Consider the following 15,343-nt stretch of genomic DNA (forward strand, 5'->3'; position numbering starts at 1 on the left):
CGCAATGGCTGACTATTTCACGCCCACGGTGGTCGATCCCGTGATTCCGCTTTCGGCGATGTTGCCGATCGAACGGATGTTTCTTGCTCAGGTATTCACCGAAGAGCTCGTCGGCGAGGCCGCGTATTATTTCAGCGAAGAAGGCGCGTGCGACCTGATCTCATTGCCAGCCGCTGAAGTCCGCTCCGCCCTCGATGCGGCCTCCTCCGAGACCAGCCGCTTGGCGCAGAAGCTGATCGATGAGCAGCATGACGCCATCCTGGGCGAGGACGACATCGAACTCGACATGGCAGGAGACCTCTGGCCCGACGTGCTGCAGGATATCGTGCGCCGCTCGCCCGACCTTCAGGAACTGACGGTCGCCATGGCCTTCACTTGCTCAAAGATGCGGCCCGACGGATTTGGCGGCCTCGCCATGCTGATCACTGCCAGCACGATCCGGTCTGAATCGACTCATACATTGTTCGACCGCTTCTACAAGGAAGCCGCCACCAACGGGGAGATCCGTCATGGCGATTCCTGACTATGCCCGCGCCAACTTCCAGACACTGCTGAAGGCAGCCCGGGATGACAACCTTGCGCTGATGGAGTGCACCGAGATCGGCAGCGGCGAGACCCGCTATGTCCTCTGTGCAGTTGGCCGCGATGGCGACGCCTATGTGATGACTCCATTTGGTCATCTCGCCCCCGGCAACCCTTACGAGGCCTACATTCCGCCCGCTTGAGCGCGGCCAGGCATCACCACAACTCCAATCGAAGGATCCTGACATGACCAACTCGCCACTGGCGGGTGCCGCCGTGCGCCCGCTTGCTTCCGCTCGTCCGGACCAGACTGCCCGCTTCATCATTGCAGCCGCCCAGGACTTACTCGGGCATCTTGCCGCCGGTCGCCGGATCGAGGCTCCCGCCATTCGCACCGCCATGCAATCGGCCTTTGGTGCAAGCGATGCCAGCGGGGCCTGGGACTGGAAGACCGCCTACGAAGCGCTCGAAATCGCCCATTTGCTGTTCCTGCGCCGCTATGGCCCTGCCATCCACGCCAAGACCGCCGACCCGTTCGAACGGCTGAAACTTTTCGAACGGATTTCTCGCCTTACGCCCACCCAGACTCGGCGCAGCGAAGACATGGTGCAATACCAGCAGTTCTCGACGCCGCTTGGCCTTGCCTGGGTCGCAGGGTTCGCCGCGAATTTTCAACCGGGCGATTTGGTGCTGGAACCGTCGGCGGGCACCGGGTTGCTGGCGCTACAGGCCGAACTTGCCGGCGCAGGCCTCTTGCTCAACGAGGTTGCCGACACGCGGCTTGAACTGCTGAGGCATCTATTCAAGGGCACGAGCGTCACCGCGCACGACGCGGCGCAGATCCATGACCGCCTCGAACCCGGCCTGGTACCAAGCTGCATCCTGATGAACCCGCCGTTTTCGGCTGCGCTCGGCGTTGAGACTCGCGTAGCCGACGCAGCCTTCCGCCACATCGCATCCGCACTCGCCCGGCTCGCCGATGGCGGACGGCTCGTTGCGATCATGGGGAGCAACTGTGCACCAGATCATGCTGCCTGGCGCGGCAGCTTCATCCGGTTGCAGGAAACCGCTCGGGTCGTGTTCACCGCGCCGATCGCAGGCAGCATCTACACCAGCCACGGCACGACCTTCGAGAGCCGGTTGACGGTGATCGACAAGCTGCCTGCTGACGATCCCGGCGTCTTTCCGCAGTCGCATGAGATGGCCACCGACCTGCCAAGCTTGCTGCGAATGCTGGTCGATGCACTGCCAGCGCGGGCATCGGTTGCGGTCTTGCCTGCCATCCCGTCGACGGGAAAGATCGCTAGCGCTAGCCGCCGCGCCGCCGCTCCCAAACCTCGCCTTGTCGCCGTGCCGCCGGTTGAACCTGCCGGAGCCGTACTCGACTATGAAACCGTCGATTGGGTAGCGACCTGTAGAAGCCGCCTGACCGACGCCCTCTATGAGCCTTATGTGCTGCAATCGATCCGGATCGCGGGCGCGCAACCGCACCCGACCCGGCTCGTCCAGTCCGCCGCCATGGCCTCGGTCGCACCGCCCAAGCCCAGCTACCGGCCCCACTTGCCCGAGGGACTGGTCGAACGGGGTCACCTCTCCGACGCCCAGCTCGAATCCGTGATCTACGCGGGCGAAGCGCATAGCGAACATCTCGCCGGGAGATGGACCGTCGATGCCACCTTCGACAAGATCGAGGCCGCGCCCGACGATTGCGACACCGCTGTCCGCTTCCGTAAGGGCTGGTTCCTCGGCGACGGCACGGGCGCGGGCAAGGGGCGACAGGTGGCGGGGGTGCTACTCGACAACTGGCTCAAGGGCCGCCGCCGCGCGGTGTGGATTTCGAAGTCGGACAAGCTGCTCGAGGACGCCCAACGGGACTGGCATGCGCTCGGACAGGAGCCGCTGCTGATCCAGCCGCTCGCCCGCTTCCGTCAGGGCACACCCATCCGGCTCGAGCAGGGCATCCTTTTTACGACCTATGCCACGCTACGCTCCGATGCGCGTGAGAACCGGGTTTCAAGGGTGCAGCAGATCGTCGATTGGCTCGGCTGTAACTTCGACGGGGTCATTGTCTTCGACGAGAGCCATGCCATGCAGAATGCCGGTGGCGGCAAGTCAGACCGAGGGGATTCCTCGCCCTCGCAACAGGGGCGCGCAGGGCTGCGCCTCCAGCACGCTCTGCCCGATGCCCGCGTGCTCTATGTCTCGGCAACCGGCGCGACCACGGTCGAGAACCTCGCCTATGCGCAGCGGCTTGGCCTTTGGGGCGGCGCGGATTTCCCGTTCGACAAGCGCACCGATTTCGTGGCGGCTATCGAAGCGGGCGGGGTCGCGGCGATGGAAGTGCTGGCCCGCGACCTCAAGGCACTCGGTCTCTATGCCGCCCGCTCGCTGTCCTACGAAGGCGTCGAATACGAACTGGTCGAGCATCAGCTGACCCCCGACCAGGTCCGCATCTACGACGCCTATGCCGGTGCCTTCCAGGTCATCCATAACAACCTTGATGCGGCACTCGAAGCCTCGGGCGTCACCAGCAGCAGCGAGGGAACCTTAAACCGACAGGCAAAGTCGGCTGCGAGATCCGCGTTCGAGTCCGCCAAGCAGCGCTTCTTCAACCACCTCATTACCGCGATGAAGACGCCGACCCTGATCCGGGCGATCGAGCAGGGGCTCGCCGATGGCCACGCCGCCGTGGTGCAGATCGTCTCGACTGGCGAAGCCCTGCTGTCGCGCCGTCTCGCCGAGATCGATCCGGGCGAATGGAACGACATTTCTTGCGATGTCACTCCTCGAGAATACGTTCTGGACTATTTGGCGCACAGCTTCCCGGTCCAACTCCACGAGACCTACACCGATGGCGATGGCAACCTCGCCTCGCGTCCGGCCTATGACGATGCCGGGAATATGATCGAATGCCGCGAGGCCTGTCAGCGGCGCGACCGGCTGATCGAGAAGCTCGCAGCGATGGAGCCGGTGCAAGGCGCTCTCGACCAGATCGTCCAGCGGTTCGGCACCGACATGGTGGCCGAGGTAACGGGACGTTCGCGTCGCATCGTGCGCAAGGTCAATGCTGAAGGCGAGCGGTTCGTGGTCGAGAACCGGCCCGCCCATGCCAATCTCGCCGAAGCGCAGGCGTTCATGGAGGACCGGAAGCCGATCCTGGTCTTCTCTGACGCTGGCGGAACGGGCAGGAGTTACCATGCCGATCTCGGCGCGCGAAACCAGCGGCTGCGGCATCACTACCTGCTCGAAGCAGGCTGGAAGGCCGACACCGCGATCCAGGGGCTGGGTCGCACCAACCGCACAAACCAGGCGCAGCCCCCGCTGTTCCGTCCCGTCGCCACCGACGTTCAGGCCGAAAAGCGCTTCCTCTCGACCATCGCCCGGCGGCTCGACACGCTTGGCGCGATTACCCGCGGTCAGCGCCAAACCGGTGGCCAGGGACTGTTCCGCCCCGAAGATAATCTCGAAAGCCCTTATGCCCACGCGGCGCTGCGGCAGTTCTACCTGCTGATTTATGCGGGCAAGGTCGAGCACTGTTCGCTGGCGAACTTCGAGGCGATGACCGGCCTGTCGCTGACCGGTGGTAGCGGCTGCATCAAGGACGAACTACCGCCGATCACGACCTTCCTCAACCGGCTGCTGGCGCTCACGATTTCGATGCAGAACGTGCTGTTCACCGTGTTCGAGCAATTGCTCAGCGCCAGGGTGGAAAGTGCGATTGCATCAGGCAGCTACGACATTGGCCTCGAAACGCTGATAGCCGACAGTTTCTCTGTCACGAGCAGCGAGCCAATCTACGTCCACCCGGCGACCGGGGCAGAAACCCGGTTGCTTACGATCGCCATGCGCGAGCGCAACCAGCCGTTGACGCTCGACAAGGCGCTCGATCTGAAGCGCGAGCCGGGAGCGCGGCTGCTGGTCAATTCCCGGTCGAAGCGCGCAGCAGTGCAGCTTCCCGCGCGAAGCGTTATGCTCGATGATGGAGAGGTCGAACGTCGGGTCCGCCTGATCCGGCCGATGGAACGGCTGAACTTCGCACTCAACCAGCTGCCGGAGACAGCCTGGGCGGAAGTCGACGAGCGCACATTCTCCACAGTGTGGCAGACCGAAGTGGCGCAGGTTGAGGAGTTCACGACAAGCGAACTGCACATCGTCACCGGGCTTCTTCTCCCCATCTGGAAGCGGCTGCCCGAAGAATCGACCCGCGTGTACCGGCTCCAGACCGACGATGGCATGAGCATTGTCGGGCGCAGGGTGTCACCGGCATGGGCAGCGAACGCGACTGCCTGCAGCGACGCGCCCGAACTGTCGCCGCCGCAGGCGCTAGCGTTGCTGCGCGAGGGACATACGGTGCTTGACCTTGCCGATGGCCTTCAACTGCGCCGCTCGCGGTTGATGCAGGCGAACCGGATCGAGCTAACCGGCTTTGCTCCGACAGCGGTCGACCGCCTGAAGGCGATGGGGCTGTTCTCGGAGATAATCAGCTGGAAGCTGCGCCTGTTCGTCCCTGACGACACAGTGGCAGGATGCCAGGTGCTCGAACGGCTGTTCGAACGCCATCCGCTGGCCCGCATTCTCGACCGAAAGGCGGCCTGACATGGGAGGGGTTTCAACGCGCGCGGCTGACCTGTCAGAACGGCTCGCCCAGAACGCACAGGCCGTTTGCCGCCACTACCTCCCTGCAGGACGCCGCGAGGGGCGCTACTGGATGGTCGGCGATGTCGCCGGGTCGCCTGGGCGCAGCCTTTACGTCCGCCTGTTCGAAACCGACCGCGGTGCAATTGGCAACTGGGTCGATGCGGCGACCGGCGAACATGGCGACCTCATCGACCTTATCCGGCTCAACCAGCGACATGGGCGGCTTACCGAGACCATCGACGAGGCCGAGCGCTTCCTTTCACTGCCGCCACCGTCGGACGACGAACAGCGGAAGCACTCGTCCGGTCCACCAGCACGCGCAGGATCGCCAACCGCCGCACGGCGTCTCTTCGCAGCCTCCAAGCCGATTGTCGGCACGTTGGCGGCGACCTACCTGCAATCACGCGGCCTCGCACATCACGCAGACTTGCCAGCCCTGCGGTTCCACCCCCGCTGTTACTATCGCCCCAACGACGACGATGTGCCCGGAACTCCCGGTGCATTTGCGGCGCTGATTGCCGCGGTCACCGACGATGACGACCTGCAAACCGGTACGCATCGCACCTGGCTCGATCTATCCGGCAACAAGAAAGCCGCTGTCGCATCGCCGCGCCGGGCGATGGGCAATATCCTCGGCAACGCGATCCGGTTCGGTCAGGCGCAGGATGTCATGGCCGCCGGCGAAGGCATCGAAACCATGCTGTCCCTGCGCGAAGTCCTACCGACCTTCTCGCTGGCCGCCGCCACTTCCTCGTCGCACCTCGCCGCCATCCTGTTCCCGACGTCCCTCCGCCGTCTCTATGTCGCTCGCGACCGCGATGCAGCCGGGGATGCAGCATTCTCAATCCTGACCGAGCGAGCACAGGTCGCGGGGATCGAACTGCTCCCGCTCATGCCCGCGCTCGGCGATTTCAACGACGACCTGCGCCTGCATGGATCATCGGTCCTGAGCGAACGGGTCGTCATACAGTTGCATGAGGCCGATCGGGCGCGATTCCACCGTCGTTGAGCTGGGCCGAAACGGGATCGGGATGATGGTTCCCGTTCAAGGGCAGGTCTGTGCAGTCTCGCCAGACTCACCCGGCCTTCTTTGGGGGCGATCCGGGAGACCGGCTGCGGCGCGGCCGCAATGGCGGTGCGGCGACTATTTTCCGGCGGCGCGGTGCCCGCGCCGTTCCATCGCGAAGCAAAATAGCTGCCGTCCCGCCATCCTCCGCTTTCGCTTCGGCCTTGCAGGTGCGCCCGCACCGCAGCCGGTCAGAGGGATCGCCGGAAGGCCGGGCGAGGTGCCCGGCTCAGATCCGCGAGGACCGCCATCATGTCCGAACCCTTCGAACCCGATCACGAAATGTCGCCCACCGCCCATCTCCTCGATGAAATCGCCCTCTACGGCTACCGCCCCTTCTCGGACGAAGCCGACCCGCGGCCACTTCCCGACGAGCGCATCGCCGCTGGCGCGGTCGTCGACATGTTCGACGCGCTAATCGCGACCATGATCGACACCCGGCTCGAACCCGATCTTGAGGACCTGTGCTGGTCGCTCGCCAACCTCTTCCACCGCGCCCAGGGCCGGATCCAGCGCGAACTTGACGACAACGAGGATGCCCAGAAACGCGGGCAGCGCGAACAGGATGGCTCCGAGGTCAAGTCGGTCGAACTGGAACGTCTGATCAACGAAGGCATTGGCCTGATCGAACGGCGAAACGCGATGGAATTCATGCGCGAGGCTGCTTCCGACCAGTTCGAAGCACATTTCCGCAAGGCCTGGACCCCGCGCACCGGTTCACTCGTCAATCATCGCACCATGACTGCCGCCATGATCGACAGCCGCGACTTCCTTGCCGCCAAGCGCCGTTCCGAAACCGAACCACTGCTGCCGACTGGCACACGGATCGCCTTCACCTCCGGTCCCGCATATCAGGATCACAATCGCATCTGGGCTGTGCTCGACAAGGTTCTCGCCAAATATCCCGACATGGTCCTGTTCCACGGCGGCAACCCGACTGGTGGCGAGCACATCGCATCGCTCTGGGCGCGGAATCGCAAGATCGTCCATGTCCCGTTCCGGCCCGACTGGGAGCGGTTCAAGAAAGCAGCCCCGTTCCGTCGCAACGATCAGATGCTGGATGCGCTGCCCAAAGCCGTGGTTGCGTGTCCGGGCAACGGCATCAATGCCAACCTGGTCGACAAGGCCCGCAAGCTGGGGATTTCGGTCTGGGCGATCGAATGAACCTCGGCACAGACTGATCATTTTCCAGCCGACTTCCAGAGATCGCTCAATCGTAGCTTGATCGCGTCAAGCGCAGCTTGATCTGCGGCGCTTAAGGTCACTGCGATGTATTCATCCGTGCGATACCTATCGAGAATTGCGTTGCGGGCCTTGGCCATGGCGACGAACTCGATTGCAACAGGGGTGTCGTTGGCTGGCGTGATCACGTTGGATCGAAACTGGCTTGGATTGTAGACTGCGGTCGAATCCGGCAGGAAGAGTATCTCGGAGACGTCGCCCAGCTGCGGGCTAACATCAAGCAGGTCTCCGCGCCGATTGCGCCAGACTCCATGATGCTCAGCCTCAAAGTACAATCCGGGTATGTGCCAGATCGCCCATCCGTAAGCGATTGATCCACCCGCTCGGGATATCTTGCGCGCCACATTGTCAAAGCAAGCCGAAGCTTGTGCATCAGACGACCGCTTGGATCGGACGTAAACCGGGCGATCAGGCGAAATCGACTGGCAGAAGCTCTTCAATTCCGGAGTTATCGATTTAGGCAGCGTATTCATATGCAAGTGCATAGCTCGCGAGCGCGGGGCGCTCCAGCACCACCATCCGCACAACTATCGGGGATCCACCCCACTCTTAACGGCCAATCCGTTGGCCGACCCCAAGCCTCCTTCAATCAACCCGTGAAGGGTCCGCTACGCGTTCGCGTGCGGCCACTGCGGCCTGCTGCCTTCGTGGTGATTGCGGCTTTGCGCCGTCTGTCCGGGGCCTGTCGAGCGGGGATGGTCCCTGCTCCGAGACAGGAGCTCGAACATGTCACTCACCATCGCACAGCGTCACGCCTGGAGCCTCGCCCGCACCCTGATGGTCTGCGTTACCCTGTTCCACGCCGGTAACGGCTACGCCGCCGTCCCGACCTCAGAATTCGATGGCGACCCCAGCAGCATCGTTCGCGAATATGACCCGTTCAACCCCTGAACGCGCCGCACCGCACATCGCGCGCTGGCCGGATGCCCATCGGGTATTCCGGTCTGCGCCTGTGTCTGCTATCAATTTCAAGCACATTGCGCTGCGGTGGAGGTGGAGAGCGCGTCCCTTGCCCTTGGTTTCAAGGAGGACGCCATGTTGATCGGCCTTGCCCTGATAATCGTCGCAGTATTTATGTGCTGCGCGCTGCTTTTCCGCCTCTCGATCTACGCGCTGCCGCTGTTCGTGGCCTTTCTCGCTGGGTCGGCAACCTATCGCGGCGACAACGGCATCGTCGCTGCACTTGTCGCAGCAGCCATTGCCGCGATCGTGCTGCTCGCTGCCGCCCAGTTCGCACTGGCCTTTGCCAAATCCGACCTGACGCGGGCGGCGGTCGGCATTGCCTTCGCAGCTCCTGCCGCGGTCGCCGGCTATCATGCTGTCCACGGCATCGCGGCCGCGACCATGCCGCAAAGCGCATGGCAGCTTGCCGTTTCGTTGATCGGTGCTGCCGTCATTGCGACTGCTTCCTGGACTGAGTGGAGCCGGGCCCGCCTTTAGCTTCGGCGTCCCTCAAAGCCCCGCCCGGCAGGTGCCGGACGGGTCTGGCACGGTCAGATTGGCCGTGACGGGGCGGGCGATGGGATCAAGCGAGGCCTGCCCTCGTCGTTCCGGGTTGGAGCAAGGCTGGGCGGTTGCCAGGTCGAGCCAGCCATGACCATCCGGCCTTCCAAGATCTTGCGGGTTTCGGGCCGAGCTCGGCGTCGCGAATGGACCGGCGAAGGCGCGTTGCAGTCGCAAGGCATTGGGAAGCGGAAACGATCAACTGCCCCGCGATGGTGAACATCGCCCCGCTCGTTGCGCGGTCTGGCAAGTCCGGAACGGCCATGGCTTCCTGCTCAAGTGTGACCCGAGCCCACTGCCGCCTCTGCAATGGCTCTGGTTGGCAGGGGATGGCTTCGCCGCTTGATCCCTTGCTGCAACGCCGTCTCAGCCAACTTTCTTCCCCTGAGCGTACCGCCCATTCCTCGCGCGGCAAGAAAGCCGTCTGGCCGCCGTCCTCCACTCGCGTTCCGGTCCTGCGGATGCAGCGGGCACAAGCCCCTGCCTTCAACCAGCCATCGAGGCCGCGATGGGCGCGGGTTCGACCAACTTGAAGGAATGCATCATGGCCAACATCGGAACTTTCACCAAGACCGGCAACGAATACAAGGGCGAGATCGTCACCATGTCGGTGCAGCAGAAGAACGTCCGCATCGTTCCCGAGACCAGCGACAACGAGAACGCTCCGTCGCACCGGGTCTTCGTCGGCCGCGCGGAAATCGGCGCCGCCTGGACCAAGACCTCGAACGAAGGCCGCGACTATCTCTCGGTCAAGCTCGACGATCCCAGCTTCACCGCCCCGATCTTCGCCAACCTGTTCGACGACGAAGACGGCAAGTCCTACAACCTGATCTGGTCGCGCGCTCGCCGCACCAACGGCGACTGACCGGCAAGCCAGCCCCGTCCGGCACCTGCCGGGCGGGGCTTCGGCATGTTCATGCCTCGCTGTCGGCGGGCGGATCGGCGAGAAGATCGGCGGGCTTCACCCGAAGCGCCTGAGCGGTTTCGTGGATGGAAAGCAACGTTGCGTTTTGGCCGCCGCGTTCGATCATGCTCACATAGGCACGATCGACACCCATCCGCTCGGCGACCGCTTCCTGGCTCAAACCTGCGGCAACACGATAGTGACGCACGTTCGCGCCGAACAACTTACGGATATCCATCCGTAGCTTAGAAACCTGTCGCGTATCTCCGTGCTACGTATTATAATACGCGGATATTTGCGGCAGCCTACGCCGTTCGCTGTTTCGAGACGACGCTTGCTTGTACCCAAAACTGCACACCGCCCTACCAATAATGGAATAGGTCAAGTTTTCACCGTTTTGGACGGTGTTCGTGCTATGTGTAACTCCATGCAAATCGAGTCGAAGCGAAGGCTCGGCCCATGACGACACCGCCATTTGAGGACCGCGCGCCAGCCGATGATCACATCACGGCTTACGACGAGCGCCATTTTGTCACGTATTTACGGATACTTGATGCAGCCGATGAAGGAGCTGACTGGCGCGAGGTGGCGGGCATTGTCTTCGGCCTCGATGCCGACGCCGAGCCTGATCGTGCCCGCCAGGTCCATGACAACCATCTGGCGCGGGCGCGCTGGATGACCGCACACGGTTACAAGCATCTTCTTGATAAATCGCGAGAAGGTTGATTTTCGCCAGTACAATGCGGACGAATCCCTAGTCGCGCTCTCGGTTTTACTACGGAGGCCCGCACAAAGTTCCGCAAACTTGGTGACTAGCGAGTTCTCTTTACCGAACAAAGACTTGATGCTTGGCCTTCTCGCCTGTGCATTGCAGAGGTCTTTATGTCCGGTGGTTCGTCTTGGCGGTCACCATCGACCGCAGATCAGTATCGAGACCATGACTATGCGGATTTCGCGCAGGAATTTCTGAATCGCAACGCCGACTATTGCCAGGACCATGCCGACACCATGGCTCGCATCGCGGCGTTTCCCCAGACCGAGATGATACAGCGGGAGGGCCTGTCCCGGCGTTGGGGCTTGAGCTTTCCCCACGGACCCGCTGGCAAACCCGCGCGAAGCGCCCGCGCTCTGGTCGCCCGACGCCGCGCCTGACGTGGTGATCATCGAGGCGGAGGATCCGGGACGAGCCACCCCGCTTCCGCCCGGCTTTGAGCCGCTGGTGAAAGACACCAGTCCTACCGAACATCACCTGGTCGCTGCCCGCGGCGCGGCTCGGCTTCGCCTGTGCGTGCGCCATGCGCCGTCGCGGTCCGTCCCGGCCTTCTCGATCCCCTGCGATGCGGCTTGCGCGTTGCGGCTCGCCGCCGCTTCCCGCTTGCAGCGGGTGACGCGCGGCGACCGCATCGCGGCCGACCGGGCTGTGCTTCCCACCACCAATCAACGCAGGCGCTACACCGGGCTGCTCCGCATTCATGACGCGCTGGAGGCTGGCGCCTCCTCGCGCGACCTCGCCTTCGGCCTCGTTTTCCCGAACCATCGCCCACTTGCAGGAGCGATATGGAAGGGCTCGGGCGAGCGGCGGCACGTGCTCCGGCTGATCGCCGATGCTCGCCGCCTTATCGAGGCCGGATACCGAAGGCTGCTCCTCCATCGCTGATCGCACACGGGAGGGGGTGACAAAATCACCGCCCCCCATTCTGTCACTCCCTTGGCCCGCCTCCGCCACGCCAAAGCTCGCGAACCCCAGCGACAGCCCGCTGCCGCTGCCACCCTGCGCCGGAGCCTTGCCATGGATGCCAGACCCACGCCTGTGACTGCCCGTTTCTTGCGGACGCCCGATGCCGCCGTGCATCTCGGGCTCTCCGCCCGCACGCTCGAGAAGCACCGCTGCTTCGGCACCGGGCCGGTCTACCGCAAGCTCGGGGGGCGGATCGTCTACTCGGTCGCCGATCTCGATGCTTGGGCCGAACAGGGCCTGCGCCGTTCGACCAGCGATCCGGGCAAGGGTGTGGTCCACCCTGCCAAGCGGCTCGATGGCTATACCCCGCCGGTGCGGCGCTGAGGGCAGCCATGCGCCGCATGTCCGCCTTTCCTGCCAGCGCGCAGCAGCTCGACCTGTTCGTCAGCCAGGGCGGCGACATCGCCGCCCGCGACGCCCAGGACCTGATGGCCTGGCCCTTCTTCAGTCTGGCCAAGTCGAAGCGCGTCACGCCCATCGACTTCCGGATGGGCGAGGTGTCGATCCTGGTCGAGGCAACCGCCGAACATGGTATGGCGACCATCTGGGACGCCGACGTGCTGATCTGGGTCGCGAGCCAGATCGTCGAGGCGCGCGACATGGGCCGCCCGACCTCGCGTCTGATCGCCGCGACCCCGCACGAGATACTCGCGTTCACGCGCCGCGGCACCGGCAAGGCGAGCTACGAGCGGCTCAAGGCCGGGCTCGACCGGCTGCAATCAACCACGATCGCGACCTCGATCCGCCAGCGTGACGCGCGGCGGCGACATCGTTTCTCCTGGATCAACGAGTGGAAAGAGCGCCTCGACGGTTCGGGCCGTGCGCTCGGGATCGAGATGATCGTGCCCGACTGGTTTTACGAAGGCGTGATCGATCAGGCGCTCGTGCTGACCATCGACCCCGATTACTTCGCGCTGACGGGCGGCCTGGAACGCTGGCTTTACCGCCTTGTGCGCAAACACGGCGGCAAGCAGAAGAGTGGCTGGAGCTTCGACTTCCAGCACCTCCATCTGAAGTCCGGCGCGCTGTCGCCGCCCAAGCGCTTCGCGTTCGAGCTGCGCGACATCGTGCGGCGACAGGCGCTCCCCGGATACCAGCTCACCATCGAGCACGCGCTCGGCCGCGAGCGGCTCAGCTTCGTCGCGCTCCCGGTCGATCCGTTCAACGCCGCGATGCGGCGCGTGGGCCTCCGCAGCGTCGATTTTGGCTCTGGGGATAAGTCGTGATGCAACACGGACTATCAGGAACCGCCGGACTCGGACGATCAGGAACCCGAAATTCGGACTATCGGGAACCGGAATCGCCTCCAAACCCGCAGAAATCTGCGCGGAATTTCGCCCTTAACTATCCTAACAAAGAATCCTTCGGATTCTTGCTAACGGAATCCCGCCTGTGGACGGATGGCGGTGCGCCACCGCGAAGGCCAGCCGAGACGGGGTTGAGCGATGGGCCGCAGCTGACCCATGTCACGCTCGTCTGGCGTGAAGGCAGCCAGGAAGATTGGCTCAAGTTCGGCAAGCCGGTCGCCGAGACGATCGTCGACCGCAGGCAGCGCATCGAAAGCTATTCCGCAGGCCAGGTGTTCGGCCTGGTGCGCTGGGCTGCCAATGATTATGGCACGATCCGCTCGACGCTCGACATCGTGCGTGCCGTCGGAGCGCACGAGTCCTGCACCCCGATCGCGCAGGTCGATCCCGGCGGCGAGCTTCTGCTCTCCGTCCGGGGCTGGCCCAAGGTCAACCACGTCTTTCGCCTGATCGACGCGATCGAGGCGGCGGGCATCGACCCTTGCGAGGTCGCGCCCGATCATTGGCGGCACATCCACAACCGCATGGCCGGGCGCGAACGACCGCGCGGCTACAGCCCCGCGCGGCACCGCGCCTGGCTCCAGCGCAAGACGCTGCTCCCATGATGCGGCGGCGCTTCACCCTCGCTGGCATCGTCGCCGCCGCCACACTCGCAACGCTGACCTTTCGGCCCACGCGCTACGCGGTGTGGAACGCGACCGCCTCGGTCCCGACCGGGCTCTACGCCATCCGGGGCAAGGCCAGCCTGCACGTCGGCGAGCGCGTGGCCGTCGAGCCGCCGCAGCGGCTGCGCCGCCTGCTCGCCGAGCGGCACTACCTGCCGACAGGCGTTCCGCTCTTGAAGCGCATCGCCGCCGTCAGCGGCCAGCGCGTCTGCCGCTTCGCGCATGGCGTGACGATCGACGGCGAATATGTCGGCGCGGCGCGCGCCCGCGACCGGCTCGGACGCCCGCTCCCCGTCTGGGCGGGCTGCCACGCCCTGCGATCCGGCGAGCTGTTCGTGATGAACCCGGCCGCGCCCGACAGCTTCGATGGCCGCTATTTCGGCGTGCTGCGCCTCACCGATGTGATCGGCCGCGTGACACCCATCTGGACCGATGAAGCGGGCGACGGTGACCACACCTGGTTCGCCGACCCCCGGGCAACCGTACCCACCAGTTCACCAACCGAAGGAGACTGAACGATGAAGATTGGCTATTTTGTGAGCAGTGAGGACGGCTTTTCCGGACACATTTCAACGCTCACACTCGACGTTGACGTGGTGCTGCTCGCCGCCGAACCGTCCGACAACGAGAACGCGCCCGACTACCGGGTGATTGCCAGCGAGGGTGACGAGGCGCGCGAGATCGGTGCGGGCTGGAAGCGCACCGGCGAGAAGGCCGGCGACTATCTCGCGATCCAGATCGACGATCCGATGTTCGTCGCACCCTTGCGCGCCAACCTGTTCAGGGAGAATGGCAACGGCCACATCCTGATCTGGTCGCGCCCGTCCCGGCACGACAAGGCGGACTGAGCCGGTGCGCCGGAATCGTTTGGCTATCGCCGCGTTCCTCGCAGCCACCCTGTTCGGTTGCGCGCCTGCCTTCGGGCAGGCCGCTGCCGAACGGGTAGCACCGCGTATCGTCGACATCGCTTCGCACGTCGCCGAGGCGTCGCAGCGCTTCGGCATTCCCGAAAGCTGGATCTATGCCGTGATGCGCACCGAGAGTGCGGGCCGGATCGGCGCAGTCTCGCCTGCCGGAGCGATGGGTCTGATGCAACTGATGCCCGGAACCTGGGCGCGCCAGCGCACCCGGTTCGGACTTGGCGCTGACCCGTTCGATCCGCGCGACAACATCATGGCGGGAACCAGCTACCTGCGCGAAATGTACGACAGCTACGGCACCACCGGTATGCTCGCGGCCTACAATGCCGGACCGGTGCGCTACGAACAGTGGCGGGATAACGGTCGCCCGCTTCCCGCCGAGACCCGCGCCTATGTCGCCAGGATCGCACCGATGCTGCAACCGGGCGGCGCGGCAATGGTCGTTGCCAGCGCATCGCCCGTGCAGCCGGTTCGCATCAGCTGGACACAAGGGCAACTGTTCGCCGTGCGCGGGGATGCAGCGGCGGACGCATCCGGCAGCTTCGCCGCCGCCGCGCCGCCGACCTCCATTCCCGCTTCGCCCGCACCCATGAACGGCCTCTTCGCGCCCGTATCGGGGAGCCGTCCGCAGTGATCCCCTGTTCGATCCTTGATCGTGTCACGGCGTCGATTGGCGTGGGAACGTGCGGAGGGGCAGCAGGAGAAGGAGCAGGTTCAGGAGGATGGCAAGATGAAAGCGGAGCCAGCCGCCGGGGTGTGGGGGTGCGGATTTGCGTGGTTTCCAGAGCCAGCCGCCTGATACCCCGGCTGGCTCCTATCCAGAGAATGCGCACAATTC

At 64.4% G+C, this 15,343-nt stretch carries 19 protein-coding genes; 17 read left to right on the top strand and 2 right to left on the bottom strand.

Going from position 1 to position 15,343, the window contains the following annotated elements; translation table 11 throughout:
- Window positions 1-4 precede the first annotated feature (4 nt).
- From SPYCA_RS16060 to SPYCA_RS16080, 5 genes are all read left to right on the top strand, one after another.
- Entirely contained in the window at window positions 5-523 is a 519-nt protein-coding gene (locus SPYCA_RS16060; RefSeq protein WP_120221783.1) for a hypothetical protein, read from the top strand.
- Entirely contained in the window at window positions 510-725 is a 216-nt protein-coding gene (locus tag SPYCA_RS16065) for a DUF6117 family protein (RefSeq protein ID WP_120221784.1), read from the top strand. Before SPYCA_RS16060 ends, SPYCA_RS16065 begins: the two co-directional genes overlap by 14 nt.
- A gap of 43 nt (window positions 726-768) precedes the next feature.
- The gene (locus SPYCA_RS16070) at window positions 769-5,118 is read left to right on the top strand and encodes a strawberry notch-like NTP hydrolase domain-containing protein (protein WP_120221785.1); all 4,350 of its coding nucleotides are present in this window, start codon (window positions 769-771) and stop codon (window positions 5,116-5,118) included.
- A gap of 1 nt (window position 5,119) precedes the next feature.
- Window positions 5,120-6,169 (top strand): DUF7146 domain-containing protein, encoded by a 1,050-nt coding sequence (locus SPYCA_RS16075; RefSeq protein ID WP_120221786.1) that lies wholly within the window; start codon window positions 5,120-5,122, stop codon window positions 6,167-6,169.
- Between the two features lie 309 nt (window positions 6,170-6,478).
- Window positions 6,479-7,390 (top strand): DUF2493 domain-containing protein, encoded by a 912-nt coding sequence (locus SPYCA_RS16080; protein WP_120221787.1) that lies wholly within the window; start codon window positions 6,479-6,481, stop codon window positions 7,388-7,390.
- 17 nt (window positions 7,391-7,407) lie between these two features.
- On the opposite strand, the gene SPYCA_RS19130 is transcribed toward SPYCA_RS16080, so the two are convergent.
- Window positions 7,408-7,941, bottom strand: coding sequence for a hypothetical protein (locus SPYCA_RS19130; protein ID WP_146625168.1), 534 nt, complete (start codon window positions 7,939-7,941; stop codon window positions 7,408-7,410).
- A gap of 253 nt (window positions 7,942-8,194) precedes the next feature.
- Here SPYCA_RS19130 and SPYCA_RS19340 point away from each other — a divergent pair, with 253 nt between their 5' ends.
- From SPYCA_RS19340 to SPYCA_RS16095, 3 genes are all read left to right on the top strand, one after another.
- Window positions 8,195-8,359: a hypothetical protein gene (locus SPYCA_RS19340; RefSeq protein WP_172595107.1), complete on the top strand. Its 165-nt coding sequence runs from the start codon at window positions 8,195-8,197 to the stop codon at window positions 8,357-8,359.
- 144 nt (window positions 8,360-8,503) lie between these two features.
- Complete coding sequence (locus SPYCA_RS16090; protein ID WP_120221789.1) at window positions 8,504-8,908, top strand: hypothetical protein; 405 nt, start codon at window positions 8,504-8,506, stop codon at window positions 8,906-8,908.
- Window positions 8,909-9,515: 607 nt separating this feature from the next.
- Window positions 9,516-9,836, top strand: a complete 321-nt coding sequence (locus SPYCA_RS16095; protein WP_120222397.1) for a DUF736 domain-containing protein — start codon at window positions 9,516-9,518, stop codon at window positions 9,834-9,836.
- A gap of 49 nt (window positions 9,837-9,885) precedes the next feature.
- Here the strand turns inward: SPYCA_RS16095 and SPYCA_RS16100 are convergent, their stop codons facing one another.
- On the bottom strand, window positions 9,886-10,098 hold the full coding sequence (locus SPYCA_RS16100; protein WP_232003370.1) for a helix-turn-helix domain-containing protein: 213 nt from the start codon (window positions 10,096-10,098) through the stop codon (window positions 9,886-9,888).
- Between the two features lie 236 nt (window positions 10,099-10,334).
- Here SPYCA_RS16100 and SPYCA_RS16105 point away from each other — a divergent pair, with 236 nt between their 5' ends.
- The 9 genes from SPYCA_RS16105 to SPYCA_RS16145 all read left to right on the top strand — a co-directional run bounded on the left by SPYCA_RS16105 (window position 10,335) and on the right by SPYCA_RS16145 (window position 15,139).
- On the top strand, window positions 10,335-10,601 hold the full coding sequence (locus SPYCA_RS16105; protein WP_120221791.1) for a DNA -binding domain-containing protein: 267 nt from the start codon (window positions 10,335-10,337) through the stop codon (window positions 10,599-10,601).
- Window positions 10,602-10,757: 156 nt separating this feature from the next.
- Window positions 10,758-11,027 (top strand): transcriptional regulator domain-containing protein, encoded by a 270-nt coding sequence (locus SPYCA_RS19625; RefSeq protein ID WP_232003371.1) that lies wholly within the window; start codon window positions 10,758-10,760, stop codon window positions 11,025-11,027.
- Window position 11,028: 1 nt separating this feature from the next.
- A complete protein-coding gene (locus SPYCA_RS16115; protein ID WP_172595109.1) occupies window positions 11,029-11,532 on the top strand; it encodes a DUF2285 domain-containing protein in 504 nt (167 codons plus the stop codon).
- Window positions 11,533-11,664: 132 nt separating this feature from the next.
- On the top strand, window positions 11,665-11,937 hold the full coding sequence (locus SPYCA_RS16120; RefSeq protein ID WP_120221793.1) for a helix-turn-helix transcriptional regulator: 273 nt from the start codon (window positions 11,665-11,667) through the stop codon (window positions 11,935-11,937).
- Between the two features lie 8 nt (window positions 11,938-11,945).
- Window positions 11,946-12,839, top strand: coding sequence for a replication initiator protein A (locus SPYCA_RS16125; RefSeq protein ID WP_120221794.1), 894 nt, complete (start codon window positions 11,946-11,948; stop codon window positions 12,837-12,839).
- A gap of 212 nt (window positions 12,840-13,051) precedes the next feature.
- The gene (locus tag SPYCA_RS16130; protein ID WP_172595110.1) at window positions 13,052-13,525 is read left to right on the top strand and encodes a DUF2840 domain-containing protein; all 474 of its coding nucleotides are present in this window, start codon (window positions 13,052-13,054) and stop codon (window positions 13,523-13,525) included.
- Window positions 13,522-14,100 carry a S26 family signal peptidase gene (locus SPYCA_RS16135; RefSeq protein ID WP_120221796.1) on the top strand — a complete coding sequence of 193 codons (579 nt, stop codon included), beginning with the start codon at window positions 13,522-13,524 and terminating at the stop codon, window positions 14,098-14,100. Before SPYCA_RS16130 ends, SPYCA_RS16135 begins: the two co-directional genes overlap by 4 nt.
- Window positions 14,101-14,103: 3 nt before the next feature.
- Complete coding sequence (locus tag SPYCA_RS16140) at window positions 14,104-14,433, top strand: DUF736 domain-containing protein (protein WP_120221797.1); 330 nt, start codon at window positions 14,104-14,106, stop codon at window positions 14,431-14,433.
- Window positions 14,434-14,437: 4 nt separating this feature from the next.
- Window positions 14,438-15,139 carry a lytic transglycosylase domain-containing protein gene (locus tag SPYCA_RS16145; protein WP_120221798.1) on the top strand — a complete coding sequence of 234 codons (702 nt, stop codon included), beginning with the start codon at window positions 14,438-14,440 and terminating at the stop codon, window positions 15,137-15,139.
- Window positions 15,140-15,343: the final 204 nt, after the last annotated feature.

Origin of the sequence: Sphingopyxis sp. FD7, assembly GCF_003609835.1 — a bacterium.
Taxonomy (GTDB): domain Bacteria; phylum Pseudomonadota; class Alphaproteobacteria; order Sphingomonadales; family Sphingomonadaceae; genus Sphingopyxis.

Excerpts from the sequence above, each read along its gene's own strand:
- SPYCA_RS16060 (WP_120221783.1), top strand. The coding sequence starts at position 5 with ATGGCTGACTATTTCACGCCCACGGTGGTCGATCCCGTGATTCCGCTT.
- SPYCA_RS16065 (WP_120221784.1), top strand. The coding sequence starts at position 510 with ATGGCGATTCCTGACTATGCCCGCGCCAACTTCCAGACACTGCTGAAG.
- SPYCA_RS16070 (WP_120221785.1), top strand. The coding sequence starts at position 769 with ATGACCAACTCGCCACTGGCGGGTGCCGCCGTGCGCCCGCTTGCTTCC.
- SPYCA_RS16075 (WP_120221786.1), top strand. The coding sequence starts at position 5,120 with ATGGGAGGGGTTTCAACGCGCGCGGCTGACCTGTCAGAACGGCTCGCC.
- SPYCA_RS16080 (WP_120221787.1), top strand. The coding sequence starts at position 6,479 with ATGTCCGAACCCTTCGAACCCGATCACGAAATGTCGCCCACCGCCCAT.
- SPYCA_RS19130 (WP_146625168.1), bottom strand. The coding sequence starts at position 7,941 with ATGAATACGCTGCCTAAATCGATAACTCCGGAATTGAAGAGCTTCTGC.
- SPYCA_RS19340 (WP_172595107.1), top strand. The coding sequence starts at position 8,195 with ATGTCACTCACCATCGCACAGCGTCACGCCTGGAGCCTCGCCCGCACC.
- SPYCA_RS16090 (WP_120221789.1), top strand. The coding sequence starts at position 8,504 with ATGTTGATCGGCCTTGCCCTGATAATCGTCGCAGTATTTATGTGCTGC.
- SPYCA_RS16095 (WP_120222397.1), top strand. The coding sequence starts at position 9,516 with ATGGCCAACATCGGAACTTTCACCAAGACCGGCAACGAATACAAGGGC.
- SPYCA_RS16105 (WP_120221791.1), top strand. The coding sequence starts at position 10,335 with ATGACGACACCGCCATTTGAGGACCGCGCGCCAGCCGATGATCACATC.
- SPYCA_RS19625 (WP_232003371.1), top strand. The coding sequence starts at position 10,758 with ATGTCCGGTGGTTCGTCTTGGCGGTCACCATCGACCGCAGATCAGTAT.
- SPYCA_RS16120 (WP_120221793.1), top strand. The coding sequence starts at position 11,665 with ATGGATGCCAGACCCACGCCTGTGACTGCCCGTTTCTTGCGGACGCCC.
- SPYCA_RS16125 (WP_120221794.1), top strand. The coding sequence starts at position 11,946 with ATGCGCCGCATGTCCGCCTTTCCTGCCAGCGCGCAGCAGCTCGACCTG.
- SPYCA_RS16135 (WP_120221796.1), top strand. The coding sequence starts at position 13,522 with ATGATGCGGCGGCGCTTCACCCTCGCTGGCATCGTCGCCGCCGCCACA.
- SPYCA_RS16140 (WP_120221797.1), top strand. The coding sequence starts at position 14,104 with ATGAAGATTGGCTATTTTGTGAGCAGTGAGGACGGCTTTTCCGGACAC.